General features: G+C 68.3%; 13 protein-coding genes and 5 pseudogenes. 11 read left to right on the top strand and 7 right to left on the bottom strand.

The features are described from left to right. Nucleotides 1-76: 76 nt before the first annotated feature. Nucleotides 77-1033, bottom strand: coding sequence for an Lrp/AsnC family transcriptional regulator (locus A6P39_RS36940; protein WP_331454175.1), 957 nt, complete (start codon nucleotides 1031-1033; stop codon nucleotides 77-79). 135 nt (nucleotides 1034-1168) lie between these two features. On the opposite strand from A6P39_RS36940, the gene A6P39_RS36945 reads away from it, so the two are divergent. From A6P39_RS36945 to A6P39_RS36975, 7 genes and pseudogenes are all read left to right on the top strand, one after another. Continuing rightward, nucleotides 1169-2623: a carboxylesterase/lipase family protein gene (locus A6P39_RS36945; protein WP_067051797.1), complete on the top strand. Its 1455-nt coding sequence runs from the start codon at nucleotides 1169-1171 to the stop codon at nucleotides 2621-2623. Between the two features lie 14 nt (nucleotides 2624-2637). After that, nucleotides 2638-2892 (top strand): hypothetical protein, encoded by a 255-nt coding sequence (locus A6P39_RS36950; RefSeq protein WP_067051792.1) that lies wholly within the window; start codon nucleotides 2638-2640, stop codon nucleotides 2890-2892. Between the two features lie 96 nt (nucleotides 2893-2988). After that, a complete protein-coding gene (locus tag A6P39_RS36955; protein WP_234379096.1) occupies nucleotides 2989-3534 on the top strand; it encodes a hypothetical protein in 546 nt (181 codons plus the stop codon). A gap of 22 nt (nucleotides 3535-3556) precedes the next feature. Continuing rightward, nucleotides 3557-3757, top strand: a pseudogene (locus A6P39_RS36960) (alpha/beta fold hydrolase); the annotation flags it as partial. Between the two features lie 586 nt (nucleotides 3758-4343). After that, nucleotides 4344-5963 (top strand): amidohydrolase, encoded by a 1620-nt coding sequence (locus A6P39_RS36965; RefSeq protein ID WP_067051786.1) that lies wholly within the window; start codon nucleotides 4344-4346, stop codon nucleotides 5961-5963. Nucleotides 5964-6164: 201 nt separating this feature from the next. Continuing rightward, a pseudogene (locus A6P39_RS36970) lies at nucleotides 6165-6251 on the top strand (phenazine biosynthesis protein PhzF); the annotation flags it as partial. Between the two features lie 19 nt (nucleotides 6252-6270). Then, nucleotides 6271-6774, top strand: coding sequence for a PhzF family phenazine biosynthesis protein (locus A6P39_RS36975; protein WP_067051784.1), 504 nt, complete (start codon nucleotides 6271-6273; stop codon nucleotides 6772-6774). A 329-nt stretch (nucleotides 6775-7103) separates the two neighbouring features. Here the strand turns inward: A6P39_RS36975 and A6P39_RS36980 are convergent, their stop codons facing one another. Further along, nucleotides 7104-7628 carry a MarR family winged helix-turn-helix transcriptional regulator gene (locus A6P39_RS36980; protein WP_234379095.1) on the bottom strand — a complete coding sequence of 175 codons (525 nt, stop codon included), beginning with the start codon at nucleotides 7626-7628 and terminating at the stop codon, nucleotides 7104-7106. A 170-nt stretch (nucleotides 7629-7798) separates the two neighbouring features. Here A6P39_RS36980 and A6P39_RS36985 point away from each other — a divergent pair, with 170 nt between their 5' ends. After that, nucleotides 7799-8425: an isochorismatase family protein gene (locus tag A6P39_RS36985; protein WP_067051780.1), complete on the top strand. Its 627-nt coding sequence runs from the start codon at nucleotides 7799-7801 to the stop codon at nucleotides 8423-8425. A 335-nt stretch (nucleotides 8426-8760) separates the two neighbouring features. On the opposite strand, the gene A6P39_RS36990 is transcribed toward A6P39_RS36985, so the two are convergent. The 4 genes and pseudogenes from A6P39_RS36990 to A6P39_RS37005 all read right to left on the bottom strand — a co-directional run. Continuing rightward, on the bottom strand, nucleotides 8761-9528 hold the full coding sequence (locus tag A6P39_RS36990; RefSeq protein WP_107304450.1) for an NPP1 family protein: 768 nt from the start codon (nucleotides 9526-9528) through the stop codon (nucleotides 8761-8763). Between the two features lie 27 nt (nucleotides 9529-9555). Then, nucleotides 9556-10662, bottom strand: coding sequence for a lectin (locus tag A6P39_RS36995; protein ID WP_067051778.1), 1107 nt, complete (start codon nucleotides 10660-10662; stop codon nucleotides 9556-9558). A gap of 408 nt (nucleotides 10663-11070) precedes the next feature. After that, nucleotides 11071-12426: a beta-1,3-glucanase family protein gene (locus A6P39_RS37000; RefSeq protein WP_067051776.1), complete on the bottom strand. Its 1356-nt coding sequence runs from the start codon at nucleotides 12424-12426 to the stop codon at nucleotides 11071-11073. A gap of 298 nt (nucleotides 12427-12724) precedes the next feature. Then, nucleotides 12725-13135: pseudogene (locus A6P39_RS37005) on the bottom strand (substrate-binding domain-containing protein); the annotation flags it as partial. 320 nt (nucleotides 13136-13455) lie between these two features. Between A6P39_RS37005 and A6P39_RS37010 the strand changes: the two are divergent. Together A6P39_RS37010 and A6P39_RS37015 are read left to right on the top strand one after the other, a co-directional pair. Continuing rightward, nucleotides 13456-15711 (top strand): RICIN domain-containing protein, encoded by a 2256-nt coding sequence (locus tag A6P39_RS37010; RefSeq protein ID WP_079133627.1) that lies wholly within the window; start codon nucleotides 13456-13458, stop codon nucleotides 15709-15711. Nucleotides 15712-16841: 1130 nt separating this feature from the next. Then, on the top strand, nucleotides 16842-19304 hold the full coding sequence (locus tag A6P39_RS37015; protein ID WP_267893359.1) for a TniQ family protein: 2463 nt from the start codon (nucleotides 16842-16844) through the stop codon (nucleotides 19302-19304). A gap of 402 nt (nucleotides 19305-19706) precedes the next feature. Here A6P39_RS37015 and A6P39_RS37020 read toward each other — a convergent pair. Further along, a pseudogene (locus tag A6P39_RS37020) lies at nucleotides 19707-20024 on the bottom strand (ATP-binding protein); the annotation flags it as partial. 24 nt (nucleotides 20025-20048) lie between these two features. Between A6P39_RS37020 and A6P39_RS37025 the strand changes: the two are divergent. Further along, nucleotides 20049-20882 (top strand): annotated as a pseudogene (locus tag A6P39_RS37025) (sensor histidine kinase); the annotation flags it as partial. Nucleotides 20883-20886: the final 4 nt, after the last annotated feature.

The following is a 20886-nucleotide window of genomic DNA, read 5'->3' on the forward strand; positions in this document are numbered from 1 at the left end:
GTCGGGAGCTCGACCGTTTTGCCCCTCGAGAGAATGCCACGGTTCCGGTGGTGCCTACCCGGAACCTGTGATCGGCTCAGAGGCTGCCCGGGCGGACCAGGCCGGTTCTCTTCACACCGGTCAGGATGGGGGTGACCTCAAGGGTGGTGATGTGTTCGAGGGCGCCGATGGTCTCGCTCAGGAAGTGGTAGAGCGCGTCGAGGTCGGTTGCCGCGACGGCCACAAGGAGGTTGGCCGAGCCGGTGGTGGCGGAAGCGAAGCGGACCTGTGGGTGGCGGCTGAGCTGCTGGCCCGTTTCCTCCAGTCCGCCAGGTGCGACGGTGATCCACAGGAGTGCCTCGGTCCGGACGCCCAGCCGGGCCAGATCGACTTCGGTCGCGAGTCTGAGTACCTGGCCGTTGACCAGTGCCTCTACCCGGCGGCGAGCGGTCAGGGCGGTGGTGTTGGCGCGGCGGGCGAGGTCGGTGTAGGGGGCTCGGCCGTCCTCGATCAGTGCGGTGATCAGCTGGTGGTCGAGGGGCTGGAGGACGGGGCGGGTAGGTGCCGCGGACAGGTCGGGCCGCAGGCTGGTCAGTTCGGTCTGTGTCAGCAGGCCGCCGCTCCAGTCGAAGGCGGCCGGGAAGACCCGGAGCAGGACGTGCGAGGTCCAGGACTGGACCGCGGGGGTGGCGGGCAGGTCGCGCAGCAGCAGGTTGTTGCGGGCGTCCGGTCCGTCCAGGAACAGGATGGTGCAGATCTCGTCGCCGCCGCCGAGGACGTCGACCCAGATGGTGTCGGGGCGGCGGGCCAGGGTGGCGGCGATGGCGCTGATCCGGTTGGGCTTGCACCGGATGCGCAGGGCCAGCGGAATCAGCTCGGGGAAGTGCACGGGGTTGCGCACGGCCGTGGCCCGCAGCGTCCCGTCGCCGAACAGTGGTGCAGCCCGGCGTACGACAGTGCGCTCCGAGATGCCCAGGACCCGGCCGACCGTGCGCCACGAGGCGCGTGGTGCGGCCAGCATCGCGGCGGCGATCCGACTGTCCGTTTCATTCAACAGATGGCGCACTCTCTCCACAGACCGAGATCCTATGTCCTTTTTCCTCGATCCAGATGGTCATTTCTGGCTCAGATTCTCGCCTCGGCTTAGAAACGTCTCAGAGCAACCGAGACGAGAGAGCAGGTGAGCACGATGACCGGCATCGAGCACACGGTGGTGGACACCGACCGGGGCAAGGTCAGGGGAGTTGCGGAGGGCGAGGCGGTCTCCTTCCGGGGAATCCCTTACGCCGCGTCGCCGGTCGGCGAGCTGCGGTTCGCGCCGCCGCAGCCGCACCCGGGCTGGACGGACGTGCGGGACGCGGCCAAGGCCGGCCCCTCCGTTCCGCAGGCGGCCTCCCGGCTGGAGAAGGTGCAGGGGCAGCGCGTGCCGGACTGGAACGAGGACGGCAGCCTGACCGTCAACGTCTTCACTCCACGCCGGGCGCTGGCGGACGGTGCGGCCCGACCCGTCCTGCTCTGGTGGCACGGCGGCGGCTTCACCAGCGGCTCCGGCGGCTGGGACTGGTACGACGGCGGCCGCCTCGCCGCGCTGGGCGACATCGTGGTCGTTACCGCCAACTACCGGGTGGGACCGCTGGGTTATCTCTACCTGCCGCAGATCGGCGCAGCCAACCTCGGCCCCCAGGACCAGGCCGCCGTGCTGCGCTGGGTGCAGAACAACATCGCCTCCTTCGGCGGCGACCCGCGCACGGTCACCGTCGGCGGGCAGTCCGCCGGAGCGTACTCGGCCCTATCGCTCGCGCTCGACCCCGAGACGAACGGATCCATCACCCGGGTGCTGCTGCAGAGCGGCCCCTTCGGCCTGAACCCACAGGATCCGCACCAGGCCGCCGAGAACGCCGACGCCTACCTGCGCCTGCTGGACATCCCAGTCGGCACTGATGCCGCGAAGGCCCTGCGTGCCCTGCCGGCCGAGCAACTGCTGGACGCCTACGGCCGCCTCTCCGTCCAGCTCGCGGCTCCGGGTAACGCGGCTCCGCCGATGTACCCGGTCCTCGGTGCCCCCGGCATGCCCCGCACCCGGCAACAGGCGCTCAATGACGGCGCTTTGGAGGGCAAGACCCTGCTGATCGGCACCACCCGCGACGAAGCGACGGCCTTCTTCGCCTTCGACCCCCGCATCCAGAACCTCACCACCGAAACCGCCCTGGACGTCCTCACCGCCCAGGCCGGCCGACACACCGCCCTGGACGTCTACCAGCAGCACGCCGCCCGCCTCCCGCAGGCGACACCGGCGCAGATCTTCATCTCGGTGCAGACCGACGGCCTCTTCCGCGACGGCTCGCTGGAGATCGCCGACCATCACGCGGCCGGCGGCAACACCACCTACGTCTACCAGTTCGACTACGCCCCCGCCGAGGACCCGTACGCCCTGGGCGCCACCCACTGTGCCGAACTGCCCTTCCTCTTCAACACCTTCGACGCCTACCCCGGCAGCCCCGTCCTCGCCGGCGCCGGCGACGCCCAGCGCACCCTGAGCCTCGAATTCGCAACCGCCGTCGCCGAATTCGTCACCACTGGAACGACCAGCGACTGGCTGCCCTACGCGCCCGCGACCGCAGCCCGCATCCGCCACTTCGGCTGAGAGAGGAGACCGTCATGAAGCACATCTTCCGCACGCCGACCATGCCTCACTGGGCCGAGTTCCTCACCTTGCTGGTCACCATCTACTCCTCGGACCGGCTGTACTCCCTGACCATCGGCGACCGTTTCGCGAACTGGAACCAGTGGGTACGCCCATTCCCCTTCACCCTGGCCTCCATCGTGCTCCTCGTCTTCTTCGTGATGCCGGGCGCCGGAAGGCTCTGGAAGACCCTGTACGCCAAGGCCCTGCACACGGCCGCCGCCCACTGAACGCGGCCGATGGCCGGTGTCCCGCACCCGTGGGACGCCGGCCATCGCGTCTTCACAGCGGTGAGAACCCAGGCGGCTATGTGTGACGGGCGTCACATGTTGGGCTTCGTCGACTGGCGTTGGGGTGCGGTCAGCGGGTTCGCCTCGGGGCTGCTGCTCCTGCTCCAGGACCGCCGTCACGGGGTCGACCTCGACGCGCTGATCCTGGAGGCCAGCACCATCGTGTACTTCGTGTTGGTCGGCGCCGTCGCCGTCGCACGGCCGCACTCGTCCCTGTCGCACCACACCGACGTCCTCTCCTTCGCCTGGCTGGCCGCCACGGCCTGGGGGACGCTGGCGATCCGCCGCCCCTTCACGCTGGGCATCGCCAAACGCCAGACGCCGCGTGAGTTCTGGGACATGCCGGAGTTCCTCCGCGTCAACAACCACATCACCAGCGCGTGGGGCACCGGCTTCACGTTCATCGGCGTCAGCCTGGCCGTCGCGGGCGCGGCGGATGCCCCTGCCTGGGTGGGCATCGCCGCCCATGTCATCGGCCTCGTCGGCCCCGCCGTCTTCACGAAGGTCTATCCCGCCCGCGCCGAGGCGCGCCTGCAGGCCGCCCAGGCGCCGGTCACGGTCGTACCGCAGCAGTCGCCGTAGTCCACCGAAGGAGTGCGTACACATGAGCACTGAAGCAAGGAACGTCGTCCTGGTCCACGGCGGGTTCGTCGACGGTTCGGGCTGGAAGGGGGTCTACGACCTGCTGACCGCCGACGGCTACACCGTCACCGTCGTGCAGAACCCCACCCTCTCCCTCGACGGCGACGTCGCCGCCACCAAGCTGATCCTCGACGCCCAGGACGGCCCGACCGTGCTGGTCGGCGTCCTGAGCACGCCGGGCGAACGCTGCCACCCCTTCCCAGCCATGCGGCAGAACCGGGACAAGGGCATCACCCAGCATCTACGCCACGTCGTGGCCAGCCACTCCGTCACCATCTGGGAAATGGACGTCACCAACCCCGTCGGCGTCCCCGATCCCTGCCCGCCGACCCTCGCCTGGCTCATGATCCGCCGCAACAGACGAGTCCAGACACTCCGCGTGGTCTTCCCCCAGCTACAGCGATGAAGGGCCGGCGGATTCAGTAGCGAACGGCGCCAAGCACACCGAGTTGCGCACGCCCGTCGTGCGCAGGCGCGATCGGCGTACAGGGAGTGACGCGACGTACGGCGGTGCGTCCGCGCAGCCCCGGCCGGCCGCACCGCCTCAGGGATCACGGGACGATGCGAGCGGAGCGGCTGCGCTCCTGCGTCCGTCCCGATCGACGTTGGCGCATGATCCGCATATCGGGGTGCACACATGGCGTGTTTCCTGCGCGGTCGATCCAGATATGGCGGCGAATTACCGAACGGCTTCTACAACAGTCTCGTCAGCGACACCTTCGAAACGCTGCGAGCTGAGGGAGAAGACGATGTCTGATCACGGAGCCGACCTGCTGATCCGCGCCGGCGCGGTACACACCCTGGTGCCCGGCCAGGTCCCGCAGCGGGCCCTGGCGGTGCGCGGTGACCGGATCGCGGCCGTGTCCGCCGACCCGCACGGTCTCGACCACCTGGTCACCGAGAAGACCGAGGTCCGCGACCTGCCCGGCGCGACCGTGCTGCCTGCCTTCGACGACACCCACACCCACCTGATCTTCGCCGCGCTCGGCGCCCAGGACGTCCCCGTCCACCAGGCCCGCACCATCCCCGAGTTCCTCGACCTGATCCGGCAGCGGGCCGCGGTCACCCCCGAGGGCGAGTGGATCCGCACCACCACCAACTGGCAGGAACTCAACCTGGCCGAGCGCCGCATGCCCACCGCGGCTGAACTCGACACGGCGACCGAGCGGCACCCGGTCCTGGTCAAGCGCGGCGGCCACAACGACGTCGTCAACAGCTACGCGCTGCGCCTCGCGGGCATCACCGAGGACACCCCCGTACCGCCCGGGGGCACCATCGGCCGTGACGCCGACGGCAAGCTGGACGGCCGGCTGATCGACAACGCCCTGCACCTGGTGGAGCGCCTGGTCCCAGCCCCTGACCGGGCCGAGCGCATCGAAGGACTCCGCATCGCCACCCGCGACTACGCCGCCACCGGCATCGGTACCGTGCGGGACTGCGCGGTCACCCCCGAGGACTACCGGGTGCTCCAAGCCGCCCGCGAGGCGGGCGCGCTGCACATCAGGGTGCGCGCGTTGATCTCGGCGCTCGGCATGACCAGCGCGGCCCAGGTGGAGGACCTCCTCGACACCATGGAGGAGTGGCGCGACAACTCCGACCCATACCTGTCCGTGTGGGGCGTGAAGTTCGGCCTCGACGGCGGCCTGGAGGCCGGCGCCACCGAGGAGCCGTACGCCTGTGACCACTCCTTCTCCGGGATGCTGATCTGGGAGCCGGACGCGCTGGTCGAGGCGGTCGAGGCGGTGGTCCGGCGCGGCTGGCGGGTCGGCACGCACGCCTACGGCGACCGCGCGGTCCGCACCCTCCTCGACGTCTACGAACGCGTCCTGCAGCGCAACCCCGGCCTGCCCGCCGGCAGCCTGGTCATGGAGCACGGCGGCCTCGCCGGCCCCGAGCAGCGCGCCCGCGCCGTCGCCCTCGGCATCCCCGTCACCATCCAGCAGCCCCTGCTGCACGACACCGCCGAGGTCGAGGAGGGCTTCTGGGGCCCGGAACGCGTCGCCCGCCTCTTTCCGGCCCGCGGTTGGATCGACCTGGGTGCCCAGGTCAGCGCGGGTTCCGACTTCCCGGTCGGCCAGTTCGGCGCGATGCGCTCGGTGTGGGGCATGACCACAAGGCAGACGGTCATCGGAGTGAAGGGTCCCGAGCACGCGATCTCGTACGACGAGGCCCTCACCCTGCACACCACCCGGGCGGCCCACCTCACGGGCGAGTCCCATCTGCGCGGCACCTTGACCCCGGGCCGCTGGGCTGACTTCACGATCTGGGACCAAGAGCCCGCCCACTGCCCCGGCGATGCCCTGCGCGACCTGCACCCCACCCACACCTTCGTCGGCGGTCGCCTGGTCGCTCCCTCCGGAACCCGATAGGCGGGGGAGCATGTGCCGGCCCCCGAGCCCCTGGCTACCGCGGGCACAAGCGCCCGCGGTAGCCAACTGCCCGTGATGATCAGTCCACTTTGTGTCAGTGGCCATGTCCCGGCCGCGCGCGTGCCCGTTGGATGAACCCACCTGCTTCCGCCGGGCGCGAGACGCACAGAATCCGCCGCAGCCGCTACCGGGAGGCCCTCGATGACCACGCCGCGCACTCGCTCGTTCGCACAGGTCGACGTGTTCTCCACGATCCCCTACGGCGGCAATCCGGTCGCGGTGGTCCTGGACGGGACCGGCTTGAGCGATGAGGAGATGCAGCGCCTGGCGCGACCAGCTAGCCACGGCCAAGGAGGTCCTCGGCCTCGAACCCGACCTCTCCCTCATCCCGGACGCCATGGTCGGCGCGATCGGGGCCTATCCCGAGGGATCCGAGTACGACTTCGAGCTGCGCATCTTCGCCCCCGGAGCCGGTGTGCACGAGGACCCGGCGTGCGGCAGCATGAACGCCGCCGTCGGGCAGTGGCTCACCCTTCTGCGCGCCGACGACCTGACCGTCTTCCCGGTCACTGACCCGGCTGGCACCATCGTCAGCGTCGGCCGTCCCGGCCTGGTGGACACCGTTCTCGTCGCCAGCCGCGTGGTCAAACGCGACGGCGCGCTGGTGGACGTGGACCTCCCGGCGCTAAAGACCCGAATCCTTGAATCGCGCGACCGGATCGCCACGGCCGCCGGAATCCCGCTCGACGGCACATGGGATCCGCAGCCGGGATCGGAGTACCCCGGCTGTATCAGCGGTCGGCGCGGGTGACGAAGTCGCTGAGGCGGGCCCACATCGGCGGTGCGTTGGAGTACAGGGGAAGTGCGCGCAGTGGCTGAGCTCGGCGATGCGGCGCCGCCTTCGGCCAGTGTCGGGGGCACGATTGAGAGTTGTTCTGCTCCCCGTACATGAACATCTGCGACGCGCACAGTTCGAGGAAGCGGTCCAGCACCTTTCCGTGGTTGGAGAGCTCGACGACGGACTCGAAGAGCGGTCACGAGCCGCCGGGGCCAGGGGAGGCGACCTCACCGCACCTTCGTGGCGGCTCTCATCGCAGGCGCCGATGAACGTGGTGCCGAGACCAGCCGTCGACTGGTCGTTCAGCCGTCCTGACGGCCCCCCGGTGCCTGATGGTCGTGCTCGACCTCGCGCTGGAATTCGGCGACGCGAAGGAGGGCCTGCTTGAAAGTGGCGTACTCCTGTGTGCCCAGAGCGCTGGCGTGGCGTTCCTCGATCGTGCGCATGATGGAGGCGGCGGCCTCCATCTGGAGCAGGCCGCGTTCTGTGGGACAGATCAGTTTGGCCCGGCGGTCCGCGGGGTCGGGTTTGCGTTCGACGTAGCCCAGGCGTTCGAGGTCGTCGATGACGGTGCCGATGACCTGCTTGTGCTGTCCGGAGGCGCGGGCGAGCTCGCTGGCACGGATGCCGTCGGTGCGTAGATAGGCGAGGACGGCGCCGGTGCGGGGCGGGATGTCATCGAAGCCCTGCTCGGCGAGCGCGGAGAACAGCTCGCGCTGGACGGAGAGGAGGACCCGGGCGGCGAGCATGCCGAGGTCCGGTTCCGTGGTGTGGTGCCCGTCCAACGCCTCTCCTGTCCCGGCGCGTCCGCCGCTGTGCTGGGTCACCAGCGATTTTATTCACCTGCCTCAGGGCTCGGACGGCGTCACGCGAATCCCGCATGACCGACCGGCGCTTGCGCTGCGAAAGGCCGGGGCGTAGCGTCAAAGTAGTCACTGATATTGACTATCAACACTGATGACTAAATCCACTGCGGCCCTACCCGAAGGAGCGGAAGATGAGCGCGCATAGCAAGTTTCTGGAACCGATCACCCGGGAGAACGCCGCCGTGGTGCTCGTCGACCACCAGGTGGGCCTTCTGTCCGGCGTCCGGGACATCCCGCTCGGCGAACTGAAGCACAACGTGGTGGCCATGGCGCGGGCGGCGACTGTCCTGGGCATCCCGCTGGTCGTCACCACCACCGCTGCGGAGAGCATGTGGGGGCCGACCATCCCGGAGCTGGTCAAGGCACTGCCGGCCGGATACAAGATCATCGATCGCAGCACGGTCAACGCCTGGCACGACGATCGGGTCCGCGAGGCCATCGAGGCCACCGGTCGGCGGAAACTGATCTTCGCCGGGGTGTCTCTCGAGGTGTGCGCGGCGCTGCCCGCCATCTCCGCGACGGCCGCCGGGTACGACGCGTACGTTGCCGTGGACGCCTCCGGTACCTTCAGCCAGGCCAAGCGCGAGGCGGGACTGCTGCGCATGCAGCAGGCGGGGGTCATCGTCTCCGACTATGCCACCCTCATGGTCGAGGCCCTCGCGGACAACGCGGCCCCGGAGTCCGCTGCCGTCTACGGCGCCCTCGACATGCCCTTCGCCGTCCTGGTCGGCCAGATCTCCGCGGCCTACCGGGCCTAGAAGCTCGTTCCGGTCGCAAGTGCGGCTGCGCGATGCCGGTCAGGTTGCCTTGGGGACGAGGACCTCACGCCGGTCAGGCCCGTCGAGGCGGGCCGCGTAGGCGCTGTCGCCCAGCGCAGGTGAAGTAGAAACGTCCGAAGAAGGGTCGCTCGGGTCCATGCGTTGCGGTGGGCGTTCGTGCACTGGCCGATGGTGGGCTCCGTTGCTTGAGCGTCGGTGCGGGAGGACGGAGCCCTTGGTGTCAGCCACGTTGTGCCTTGGGGATTCAACTTGCGGACGCCCAGGAAGCTGGATGCGGCGCTACCGGCCCGGTTGCAATCCCCCTGTTCCGCAGGTCAGGCGTTGGGATCGAAGGGGATGCCCGAGGGCATGGAGTGTGCCAGCGCGTAGGCGAAGTCGCCGTTCTTGATCTTGAGGGTGGCTTCGCCGAAGTCGGCGCTCATCAGCTTGTCCCGGAAGTCGGCTGGGTAGCCGTTCCAGCCCACCAGGCGGGGGTAGAACCAGCCGCCGGTCACGTTCTCGGGAGGCTCGTCGTTGCTGTTGGCGAAGCGGAAGTCGTGGGTGGAGAGGCCGTCCTTGTGGTAGACGATCTTCGGGTGGGTGCCGTCGAAGCGGACTGAGGAGCGGGCGGCCACCTGGTAGCTGGTGTGCTGGGACACCGAGACGTACTGGACCTCGTTGTTGTTGATCCACACCACGACGTGCTCCCAGTCGTGGGTGTGCCCGATGGCGGCCGGGCCGTAGGTCGCCTGGTCCTTCTCGAAGTAGCTGGCGTACATGACGGCACACCAGCCGTTGTTGCACTTCTCACGTGAGTAGGTGTTGGCGTTGGCGAGTTGGGCGTAGTCGTGGCAGTGGCCGTTGACGTCGCCGCCGAGTTTCAGACCGGGGTTGATGGTGCCGTCGGCGCCGATGGCGGCGGTGGCATAGCAGCCGTCGCCATCGTAGTCATAGGCGGGGGAGAAGGTCTGTTCCAGGCCGTCGGCGTTCTCCGGCAGCAACTGCACGACGTTCGCGTGCGCGCTCGCCGGAACGGCCACGACGAGCGTCATCGCACCGAGCGCTGCGAGCAGGCCCTTGGCAAGGGACTTCACGTTGGGCATTACGGCTCCTTGTCGGGGCGGCCGGCGTCAGCAGTACAGGTTGCTGCCCGGTGAGACCCCGAGGATCTGTGTGAAGCGCTGGTAGGCGTCCACGCGGCTCTGCACCTGGGCCGGGTTCTTGCCGTCACATTCGAGGGAGCCGTTGATGCTGCGGATGGTCTGGCCGAATCCGGCGCTGTTGACCATGGCGTTGTGCGGGGTCATGCTGCCTGGTCCCGATTGGGTGTTCCAGTACCACAGGCCGGTCTTCCAGGCGACGGAGGCGTTGTTCTCCACCTGCCAGGGGTTGTTGAGCAGGTCGATGCCGAGCGCGTCACCCGCCGCCTTGTAGTTGAAGTTCCAGCTGAGCTGGAGCGGTCCGCGGCCGTAGTAGGCGGCCTGCCCGGCGGGGCAGCCGTATGGCTGGCTCCAGTCGCAGTAGGTGGGGTAGTTGGCGGTGTTCTGCTCGACGACATAGACCAGTCCGCCGGTCTCGTGGCTGACGTTGGCGAGGAAGGCGGCGGCCTCCTGCTTCCTGACCGCGTCGCTGCCGGTGTTCGCGAAGCCGGGGTAGGCGCTGAGGGCCGCGGTGAGTCCGCTGTAGGTGTAGAAGGAGTTCCGGTTCGGGAACATCTGGTTGAACTGCGCCTCGCTCACCACGAAGCCGGACGGAGTGCTGTCGCCGCCGCTCGCGGGTGCGTTCCACTTCTGGTTGGCGCCGCCGCTGCAGCTCCAGATCTGTGCACGGGTGCCGTTGGCGGAGTTGTTGTCGGTGACGTCCAGGCACTTGTTCGCCTGGGGGTTGACGATGTCGTGGGCGGCGGTGACGGTCCACTTCTGGTTCGCGCCGCCGGTACAGGACCACAGCTGCACCTTGGCGCCGTCGGCGGTCGAATTGCCGGTCACGTCGAGGCACTTGCCGAGGGCGCGGATGGTGCCGTCGCTGCCGACCGTCCACTGCTGGGCGTTCGTGCCGTTGCAGTCGTAGAGCTGGACGGGCGTGCCGTCGGCCGAGTTGGCCCCGGCGACGTCGAGGCACTTGCCGGCGAGCCCGGTGATGGTGCCGGTGTCGGCCTGGGCGGGGGCTGCGGTGAGCAGGCACGCGGAGAGACCCAGTGCGGCGGTGAGGGCGGCTGTGGAAAGGGATCGGGCCATGAGAGGGGGGTGGCCTTTCACATGGGGGGTGGCGGCCGACGCCTCACCTCATGAACGGAGGGAGGCGTCGTACAACGCGTGGCTGACCCGAGAACCTAAAGGGGGGCGACTGCTTTCGTCAAGTAGTGAAGTAAGCCTAGTGAAAAGGTAGTTGACAGGCAGACGGCCAAGAGCCGCGGTCGCGCCGACGGTGGCGCCGAGAGCGCGGAAGCCTCTGCGACTCGGGCGGTTGTCGGGCGATCTGGTGTGATCGGTGTGCTGGGTGGTCCCACCTTGCGCCCTCCGTCCGGGGAACGGGGCATGCGGGGGCGACGGATACGGGGCCGTCGGGTTCGGCGGGGTCGTGCGACCCGCCGGACCCGCCAGTCAGGGATCAGCATGCGTTCGGTGTCCGTGCCACCGGATCGGCTACCAGCCGACGGCGACCAGGAGCCATTGCGGATCGGCGTGGGAGATGAAGGAGGACTGGCCCGCCACGTCGTCGTAGGGGAAGCCGTAGGCGAGGTGGTTGATGGCGTTGTCGTGCCAGAACTTGGCGTAGTAGTTGGCTGGTGCCGCCGTGTAGAACTGGGCCGGGTCGGACTGCTCGGAGGCCGGCAGGGTGGCGACGTGGCGGTTGAGGGCGGCACACATGTCGGGGTTGCCCGCCAGCGAGGCGGCGCAGCCGAAGATGTCGGAGGTGGCCGCGTTCACGCCCACTGACTGGGCGTAGGCGGTGAAGTAGTTCGCGTTGGCGCCGCCCGCGCGGAAACTGGGGTCGCTGCCGGGCGCGATGATCCGGTACGGGGCCTGGGTCTGGGCCAGGACCTTGAACTGGTCCGGAACGGCGTCGGTGAAGCGTTGGAAGGTGGTGGCGCGGTCCTCGGCGAAGGTCTGCCGGTTCTCGCCGACCTCGACGTCGTAACCGTCCTTGCTGTGCAGGCGCATGGCCAGCTTGAGGCCGAAGGCGTCGACCCGGGTGGTGTTGCCGTTGAAGACATTGTTGCCGACGGTGAACTCGATGAAGTCGTAGTACGGGCTGTTGGGCGAACCGAGGTAGAAGTACATGCGGCCCGCGGAGTTGGCCGGCATGTCGAGGTAGGGCTGCTCGGCGATGGAGTGCACCTGCCCGTTGAAGCTCCAGTACACCTGGCTGTCGGGGTACTTGCCGTTGGTGCGGTTGAGGATCTTCACCTCGACGGCGTTGCTCGCCGGGGGGATGTCGCTGGTGCTGCCCCAGAAGTCGTCCGGCGGGGTGGTGCCGCCGGGGCCGTAGACCTGGAACTCCCACAGGGAGTAGCCGTACGGGGTGCCCCGCGCGGTGCCGTAGAGGCGGACGTAGCGGCCACTGCCGGAGATGGCGATGTCCTGCGTTCCGCCGGTGGCGGTGGTGGTGGAGTAGACGGTGGTCCAGGTGCTGGCGTCGGTGGAGGTCTGGATCTGGAAGGCGGTCGCGTAGGCGGCCTCCCAGTTCAGGGTGACACGGCTGAGCTGCTGGACGGATCCGAGGTCGACCCGCAGCCATTGCGGGTCGGAGAAGGCCGAGGACCAGCGGGTGCCTGTGTTGCCGTCGACCGCCGCGCTTGCGGGGAAGGAGCCGTTCTCGGTCGAGGAGGCGGTGGCGGGCCTGCCCTGGGACAGTAACTGGTCGGCGGCGCGCGCGGGCGTCGGTGCCAGGACTGCGAAGCAGGCGGCGATCAGGGCGACGACCAGGCCGAGGGCCGCGCGTGGGCGTGCGGCGGCGACAGGCGGTCTGCGGGTGGGTGCGCTGGCGGAACTCTGCATGTGGGGTCTCCTCAAGCCGGTCCGGCATGCGTGGGGATGGAGCAACAGCAGACATGAGAGCGCTCTCTCGGGTTGTAGTCCTACCGGTGTCAGCCGTCAACAACTGAAGCCGAAATCAGTCGGGTTTGCGGCCCTGTCGACGACACGGCACTGATCTCGCCTCCGGTGTCGCGTGTGGCGCGTCCGGCGCATTCGGCTTCCGACCGCCCGATCAGCCCCAAGTCGGGCTCTGCTTACATCCCTTGACGCATCCGCTATGGACCTGACCGCACCGTCACGCCGACTCGCGACCCACAAGTCAGGGCTCGGAGACGACCGGCGTCGCGTCTGTGAGTGCGCCGTGGGTGTGCTCGTCGAGCAAGCGGGTCAGCTCCGCCGCCCTCTCCTCAACCGGCTGGCGGACGTGGTCAGTCGAGAACGGCAGGTGACAGCGATACCGGAGTCGTCGAAGCCGACGACGGCCACGTCCTCGGGCACCCGGCGGCTGCGCCGGCGCAGCACTTGGCAGGCGCCGTGGGCCATGAGGTCGTTGGCTGCGAACACGCCGTCCGTGTCCGGGTGGCGGTCCAGCAGTCCGACATGGCCGCGATACCGCTGTCGAGGGTCAAGCCGCCCTCGGCGAGTGGGACGTACGGGCGGCCGGACGGGCGAGCGTGTCGCGGAACCCGGCCAGGTGTTCCCGGCTCGCCGCTACGTCCAAGGGGCCGCATGGCCGAGGCCCGCGTCGAGCAGGGCACCGAGGGTGCGGGCAGCGGCCGGGGTGTCCGCGAAGGACTCCGTCGCGCCTCGACGTACCCGTGCACGACGATCCTCGGTTCTGCGCCTCGCCCCAAGAGGGCCGATCCGACACTGCCCCTGATCGGCCCAGCCACGGGACGCGGCGGGACCACACCTCCCTGGGCGGCCCTCACCGCACCCGCCGATGACCAAGATAATTCACGCCTTATATTTTGATGTATTGACGGCCGGGCGGGCTGCCCCTAGCGTCCGATCGGCATCGCGCCCCACATCGCGACCGAGGAGACACGTGTGACCGACGTTCCTGCCGCCGTTCCTGCCGCGCGCGTCCGCGCACCCCGTCGGCGCAGACGCACGGCCGCCCTCACGACAGCCTTCGTGCTGCCGGCCGCCGCCGGTATCGCGCTGGCTACCGCCCCGAGTGCCGCCGCCGCGAGCATCCCCACCGCTCCCACCGCCGTCGTCAACGCAGGCAGCGGCAAGTGCGTCGACGCGAGCGGCGGTGCCACCGGGAACGGCACAGCCGTGCAGCAGTACGCCTGCAACGGCACCGGAGCGCAGTCCTGGCAGTTCACCCCGACCGACAGCGGCTACTACCGGATCGGCGTGGCCTCAGCGCCGGACCAGGTCTGGGACGAGACCGGCGTCTCCACCGCCGACGGCGCGCTGACCCAGCTGTGGCTCTACGGCGGCGGCGCCAACCAGCAGTGGCTGCCGGTCGCGGAGGCCTCCGGGACGTACCACTTCGTCAACCGCAACAGCGGCAAGTGCCTCGATGTGCCGTCCGCGTCCACCGCCGACAGCGTCCAGCTGCAGCAGTACACCTGCAACGGCACCGCCGCCCAGTCCTTCTCGCTGTCCGCCGGCATCACCCCGCCGGCCGGCACCCCGGACTTCGGCCCCAACGTCACGGTGTTCGACCCGTCGATGCCGACGTCCACCATCCAGTCGAAGATCAACCAGGTCTACAGCACCCAGCAGAACAACGAGTTCGGCACCCAGCGCAACGCCCTGCTGTTCACCCCCGGCACCTACAACGTCGACATACCCGTCGGCTACTACACCCAGGTCGCCGGACTCGGCCTGTCACCGGACCAGGTGTCCATCACCGGCGGAGGCGTGCACGTCGAGGGTCACACCAGCGACGGCAACGCCACCCAGAACTTCTGGCGCGATACCGAGAACATGTCGGTGAGCCCCAGCTCCGGCAGCACCATGTGGGCCGTCTCGCAGGCCGACCCGTTCCGGCGCATGGACGTGCACGGCAGCATGAAGCTGTGGGACGACACCCACGGCACCAGCACCAACTGGTCCAGCGGCGGCTACATCGGCGACTCGCGGGTCTCCGGCCAGATCAACTCCGGGACCCAGCAGCAGTTCCTCACCCAGGACACCGCCATGAACGGCGGCTGGACCGGGCACAACTGGAACATGGTCTTCACCGGCGACACCGGCGCCCCGGCGACCAGCTTCCCCAATCCGCAGTACACCACCGTCGCCCAGAGCCCGGTGATGCGCGAGAAGCCGTTCATCTACGTCGACAGCTCGGGCAACTGGCAGGTGTTCGTCCCCTCGGTGCGCACCAATGTCCAGGGCCCGGACTGGACGAACGGCAGCGCCCCGGGCACCTCGCTGCCGATCAGCCAGTTCTACATCGTCAAGCCCGGTGACACCGCCACGACGATCAACAACGCGCTCGCCGCCGGCAAGAACCTGATCGTCACCCCGGGCGTCTACCACCTGTCCGCCCCGCTCAACATCACCCGCCCCGACACCGTCGTCCTCGGCCTGGGCCTGGCCACCCTCGTCCCGGACAACGGCGTCACGGCGATCACGACCGCCGATGTCGACGGCATCGACATCGCCGGCCTGCTGATCAGCGCGAACACCACCAACTCCAACACCCTCATGCAGGTCGGCCCGACCGGCTCGACTGCCAGTCACACCGCCGACCCGATCGTGCTGCACGACGTGTTCTTCCGCATCGGCGGCGACATCGCCGGCAAGGCCACCCAGTCACTGGTGATCAACAGCAACGACGTCATCGGTGACGACCTCTGGCTGTGGCGGGCGGACCACACCAACGGCGTCGGCTGGACGACCAACCCGGCCGCCAACGGGCTGATGGTCAACGGCAACAACGTCACCATGTACGGCCTGGCGGTCGAGCACTACCAGAAGTACCAGACCACCTGGAACGGCAACGGCGGCCGCACGTACTTCTACCAGAGCGAGACCCCCTACGACGTGCCCGACCAGTCCGCCTGGACCACCAGCGGGGGCGACCTCGGCTACGCCTCCTACAAGGTCGCCAACTCGGTCACCTCACACGAGGCATGGGGTGTGGGTGTCTACGCCTACCTCCGCGACAACCCCTCCGTCGTCCTCGGCCATGCCATCGAGACACCCACCACGTCCACGGTGAAGTTCCACAGCATGGTCACCACGGTCCTGGGCGGCGACGGCACCATCAACCACATCATCGACAACACGGGCAATCAGGTAACCCCCAGCAGCAACGTGGCGTACCTGGTGAGCTATCCGTAAGTCCGGCAACGGACCCGACGGCACACAGGGTGCAACTTGTCCGTGCCCTCTGCGGGTGACGTGGGCCGGGCAGACCGGCCGGACAAGGAGACCCGTCCGGCGCCCGCGTCGAGGTGGCACGGGCGCCGGACACGCAGGGCGGCCACAGGCTCATTTGTTCCCCTGGGCCGGTTCACAGGCGGTCGCCCAGAAGCGCGTCAGCACCTCGGGGCAAGAACCAGAGCAACGCCCCTCGGTCGCCAGGGCCTACCGCATCCTCGCCGAAGGCGAAACGGTCGAGATCCCGACCTGACTCGGGGGCCGTGGCCGCGATGCACTTCCGCGGTGGGACGTCCCGCGCCACCGGTACCTGCCCCAAGATGAGTCTGGCGCACAGCAGGTGTCCACAGACGTGCGCCACCAGGTGTCGCAGACCTGCCACGGCGGAAAGCTGGAGGGCCGCGTCGGGTTTGTCCACATTCTGCGGTTGAAGGTAGACCCATAGCCCCGTGACCAAAGCGGGCGAAGCAGCTGCTGTACCACCGCTGACTCAGGGACCGAGGAGTGCTTCACGTCTGCGCGGGACCAGATCGCTTGCTGGTCGGGGCTGAATCCCATCCGATTCCAGTGGAAGATGATGTGCCTGGCCAGGATGCTGCGGAGACCGAGGCCTAGACGGTTCGTCTCCGCCGCATCAGCCGGAGCTCGGCCGCGAGATGACACGCATCCGACCAGGCAGGATCCGAGGGCGTGGCCGCTCCGTGGCGCCATCGTCGCGTAAAATCCGTCGAGTTCACTCGCGAATCCTTTGACCTTCTCTGCCTCGTGGTCCGAATCTCAAGAGTGCGACGACGGTACGGTGTCCGCCCTCGTTGAAGTCGGTCATTCGTTCGCGTGTCACGCATACGAATGATGTTGTGGGCGGAGCTGACCGTGCAGTGGTTGGCGTGCTGGTTGACTGTGCAGCTGCTGGGATCCGTGCCGTGACAGAAATGCCTCCGGCCCTTTGGAGAGCCGCCACGCGCTGCCGTTGTTCGCGAGAGAAGGGAAGTGCTCCGAACCTTGGCTGACTTGTGGCGCCGTTGCCGCGGAGGTCCGACCGGACGGCACTTTGCTGGCCCTGGGCGTTACGGAAAGGGGAGAGCAGCAGCGTGACACCCCGACGGCTGCCGCGAAGTCTCGAGCCGTTGGAAGGCGAGTCCCTGCCGGGCTTCCTGCTCCGCACGGCCTACCGCTTGGATCGCTCGCCCGTCCGAATCGCGGAGCTGTGCGGCCTGGACGTGCGGCAGCGTCGCCTCTCCTCCGCTTGCCTTCGAACCATCCGCGAGGAGACGCTGCGACAGTTCGCCTTCACCGCACGCCTGACCGAGCACGAAGCCGACGGTCTGACCTTGCGACGATTCACCCAGACCTATCCGCCACTGAGCAGGCTCCGCACGAGTACCAACAGGATCGGATCTGCCGCTTCGGTCAATTGGGCGATGACCCGCTCCAGCCGCTACTGTCCCGACTGCCTGAGGGGGGACACCAGGGCGGTCGAGCAATCCCTGGGCGGAGGGTGGCAGTTGCTCTGGCATCTTCCAGTCGTCTTTGCCTGCCTGCGCCACCGTCGCCTGCTGGAATACCTCTGCCCGGCATGCAACCTTCCGCTCAATGCGGCTGGCGGTGCAGCCGGTCACGGCCGTTCGACTCTGATCAAGAACGCCGGGCTGACCGGGCTACACCCTTTGGAATGTCGGAACACTGTTCCCCGTCACACCGGCGACCGGTCCGACAGCGCGGAGCGAGCCCGGAGCGTGCTGTGCAGAGCACGACTGGACGACTTCAACTCCCGCATCGGCACTGGCCTACCCGACGACGACTTGGATCAGCTCCTGAGCCTGCAACAGCGCGTCCTGGACTACCTCTCTCCGCAAGAGCGCGGGTGGGGCAGGGACGCCATGCCCGACAAGTCCTACTTCTCGGACCTGATCGCGATCACCCACCTCATGAAACTGACGTGGCCGCTGGGCGCGGAGTTCCTCCCTTCCTCTCACTTGGCAGCTCTCGTCCAGGCACACGCAGAACCCGTTATCGCGCAGCTCACGGCCGAACATCAGGGACGCGGAGTACGGAGCAACCGCGGTGCGAAGGTTGCCCCCAACGATTCCTTGATATGCGGTGCCCTACTCCTCGGAGCCGATGCGCTCCTGGGCGATCGCGAACTCGGCGCGCTCCGGGCCCGTGTTCAGCCACTTGCCAGCGAAGCGTACCGCCGCGCAAGAAGCTACGCCGGAGGCATCTGCAGGAGCGCCGACATTTCAGCGGCCCTCGCCCGTGCCACGGCCCGACGTATCCATGGGCTTCCCCTCCGCCGCAACCTGCGCACCGTCTCGACCCAGCATCGATACCGAGTGGAAGAGATCCCCTCTTTCCTGCCCCGGCCGTGGTTTGAACGGCACTTTGCCGCCTTCATCACGCTCTTGCCGAGCGGCGACGCAGCGATCGAACGTCACCTACGTCGGGCCGCATCCCTGCGACTGGCGGAGCTGGTGTCAGGCACAACCTGGGCCGAATGCGCGGCCGCGGTGGGCATGCAGCAGAAGCTTGCCGAGCGCACTCTCAAATACCTTGGACGCCACCTGGACGGACTCGGGCTCTGGCCGGCTTTCGAAGACGTCGTCGAACAGATTGCGAAACACCTGGATGCGACCGCGCCGCGCGTTGACTATGCCGATCGGCGCCGACGGCTGGCGTCTTGGCGCCTGCCTGTACACGACTGGCGCGCCATGTGTGACGGGCTTCCCAGGCTGGATCGGCTGAAGGAGAACGCAGACACGCGGATCGGTTCGGCCCTCATCTGGGCTGAGGCCACCCAAGGCGAGCGCATGCGCAGCCCGGTAGTGCTCGACCTTCGACAACGCGGCGAGGACACCCAGCCACTCGCCAGCAGGTTGGGCAGGCTCAGCGACGGGCTCAGAGGTCCAAGCCTGAGGCTGCGTCGCAGACTCCGGCTGTATGCAGAACACCTTGCGACTTCATGCGATCACAAGCTTGACCTGGCCGTCCCTGTGTTGCAGATCGTCCGTGACGAGACAGACTTGGCCTCCAACGCCAACCATGACAAAATTGCACAAGAGGGTCTCGAAGCGATGTCGTGGGCCGCGAGACCGGGCCGTGCGGTCCGTGAGTTGACGGACCCCGTCGAACAAATGGTGCCAGACACTTTGTGGAGCCTATTCCAACAAGTGGTTCCGACAACACCTGAACGCAAACCGGCTATCACGTCCCCACGCCATGGCGACCGGGAGAGCCTGGCTGCGATCGTGTTCACTGCGACCTCGGGCTGCGGCTGGACGCAACTCCCACTCGGGTTCGGACTCTCGGGTCAAACCGCATACCGACGGTTCATCGAATGGACCGAGGCGGGGGTGTGGGTCCGGCTGCGCCAGCTGCTCCCCGCCATCCCTGTTACTCAGGGCGAGTCGGACTGGCCCCGCCACGCCATCGATGCTGTCAGCGCCCGCGCCGACAAGAGGGAACACAGGCGGCACCGAATGGGCGTCACCTCAACAGGAGCGCAACAAAAGGGCTCATCGACGGACCTTGGGACGCACGCCAACCTGTTCGGCTGAGCCACGAAGAGGAGCAGGGCCGCCCGCGGCGCTACCTGGATGGTCACGAAGTCCTCATGGCTGTCTCCGTCGCAGCGGGACGGCTGGTCTGCCCTGGAGCGGGGACGAGCTGTCGGCCGCTGCCGAGGACGTCGCGACGGCGCCGATGCACGCTTCGCCAGCCCGCGACGGCGAGGGATCAGGACCGCCTCATAGGCGGCCGATGCGCCTGGAACCCCTCCTGACCTGCGGTGTACAAAAGTGCCAACTATCCTTCTGAAACTGGCAGGAAGGTCCGTGAGGCTAGTTGGCATCACTGCAGGTCAACATCGTGCGTTAGTGCCAACTAAGAATCCTGGTCACAGAGATGCGACCACGGATGTCAGTTGTCACAAACCGGGGATGGTTACGAACTGGCTTCCATCAGCACGAGCGCTCGATGGACTGCTCGGACCAGATCGTTCTGCGGTTCCAGCCATGGCGGCAGCCCCAGCGTCCGGCGAGTTGGGCGACTAGGAACAGGCGGCCCCGGCCTCCCTCGTCCGTGGTCCGGGGGCGGCGCATGCGAGGCTGGGTGCTGCTGGAGTCGGTGACCTCGCAGACCAGAACGTTGTGGCGGATCAGCCGCAGCTTCGCCGGTGCACGGCCGTGGCGAATCGCGTTGGTGACCAGTTCGCTCACGATGACTTCGGTGGTGAAGAGCAGGTCGTCCAGCCCCCACGTGGTGAGTTGGCGGGCCGTCCATTCGCCTTCGACACCCGGCTCCACCACTCGCCGGTCCTCTCCATCGTCAACCCCACGGCATGGGTGCTGCTGTGCGCGGCCCTCGGCAGTTACGTCCGGGTGCGCCGCGAGTACGCCGCCGCCCGCGCCGAGCACGCCGCCCGGGAGCGTGAGGAGGAGGCCCGGCACCGGGTGTTCCAGGAACGGATGCGCATTGCACGGGAGTTGCACGACGTGGTCGCCCATCACCTCACTCTCGCCGACGCCCAGGCCGCCACCGCCGCCCACCTCGCACGGACCCATCCCGGCCAGGCGCTCGACATGATCGGCATGCTGCCCCAGACCACCTCCGCCGCCCTGCGTGAACTCAAGGCCACCGTCGGCCTCCTGCGCCAGGACACCGACAGCGACACCGGCGACGGCCTGGCCCCCGCGCCAGGGCTGCGGGACCTGCCCGGCCTGGTCGACGCCTGCGCGACGGCGGGCCTGGCGGTGACCGTCACCGTCGACGGCAAGCCCCGTGGCCTGACCCCGGTGCTCGACCTGACGGCGTACCGGATCGTCCAGGAAGCCCTCACCAACGTCAGCAAGCACGCTGTCACCCCGACCGCCCGGGTCCGCCTCGCCTACACCCCCCACCACCTCACCGTGACCGTCACCAACGACACCGGCCCGCGCCGCCCGGCGACCTCCGGTGCCCTCAAGGGCGGTTTCGGTCTCGTCAGCATGCGTGAGCGGGCCACCGCGGTGGGCGGCACCTTCCACGCGGGCCACCGCCCGCGGGGCGGCTTCGAGGTCGACTGCACCCTCCCGCTCGACAGCGGCGAACACGGCCGCGAAGACAGTGCCGACGAAAGACCCACCGGTCCGACGTGATGCG

It is taken from the genome of Streptomyces sp. FXJ1.172, from assembly GCF_001636945.3.
In the GTDB taxonomy this organism is placed as follows: domain Bacteria; phylum Actinomycetota; class Actinomycetes; order Streptomycetales; family Streptomycetaceae; genus Streptomyces.